The 943-nt window shown below is 57.9% G+C and carries 1 protein-coding gene; it reads left to right on the top strand.

Translation table 11 applies throughout. The features are described from left to right. Nucleotides 1-97 precede the first annotated feature (97 nt). Nucleotides 98-943: porin (locus tag ABUE31_RS22695; RefSeq protein WP_367726038.1), on the top strand; the 846-nt coding region annotated here is incomplete at its 3' end.

Here is a 943-nt window from a genome sequence, read left to right as displayed (position 1 = left end):
TGTCCTCGGGTACACGGTGCCCTATGCGATTGCGAACGTTATCCTGACGCTTCTTGGTCCGGTCATCGTGCTCACGGTCTAGCGCGTCGACGGACCAATGGCGGGCAAGCCAGCTGAAGAGGAAGAGGAAATGAAACGACTTCCACAATGCGCTCAGTTGGGCTCAGCCCTTGTGCTCGTCGCCGCCGCCATGATCCCCAGCGCCCTGCACGCCGATAGTATCTTCCAGCCGATCGAATACACGCTCGGCGACGGAACCGTAGTTCGCATTTCCGGCCAGATCAACATGGGCGTCCTGAACTACGATGACGGACAGGGCAGCTTCACCAATGTCGTCAACAACGACAATTCCAGTTCCAGGGTGCGCCTTCAAATTCTGAACACAACCGGCGAGTGGAAGTTCGAATCGACGATCGAGGCGGAGTATCAGCCGCTGGCGTCAAATGTGGTCAGCCAGTACCAAGATGAGCCGAACTGGGACTTCCCCGCGACCAATATCCGGAAGGCGGAGGTGGCGCTATCGCACGACAATTTCGGGAAGCTGTGGCTTGGCCAAGGCAGCATGGCGAGCGACGGTACCGCCGAGGTCGACAATTCAGGCACGTCGGTCATCGCATATTCAAGCCTGTCGGATACCGCCGGCGGATACTTTTTCCGCAATTCGGGCGATGGACTGTCCGGCATCAGCGTTGGCAGCGCATTCTCAAATTTCGACGGGCTGGGCCGCAAGGTGCGTGTACGCTATGACACGCCAACCTTCCACGGCTTCGGGCTGCGAACCTCCTATGGCGAAGATGCGTTTGCCGACAAGGACTTTCCGCTCTACGACATCGCTGCGGTCTATTCGGGCGACTTCGACACAATCGATCTCGACGCCGCAATGGGTTATGCTTGGAACGACGAAACAGACATCGAGACCCTTTCCGGCTCAATTTCCGGTCTT

This window comes from Mesorhizobium marinum (genome assembly GCF_040813675.1).
Lineage (GTDB): Bacteria > Pseudomonadota > Alphaproteobacteria > Rhizobiales > Rhizobiaceae > Mesorhizobium_K > Mesorhizobium_K marinum.
Note: the sequence above shows the minus strand (reverse complement) of the source record. Positions and strands in the feature narration are given on the sequence as shown.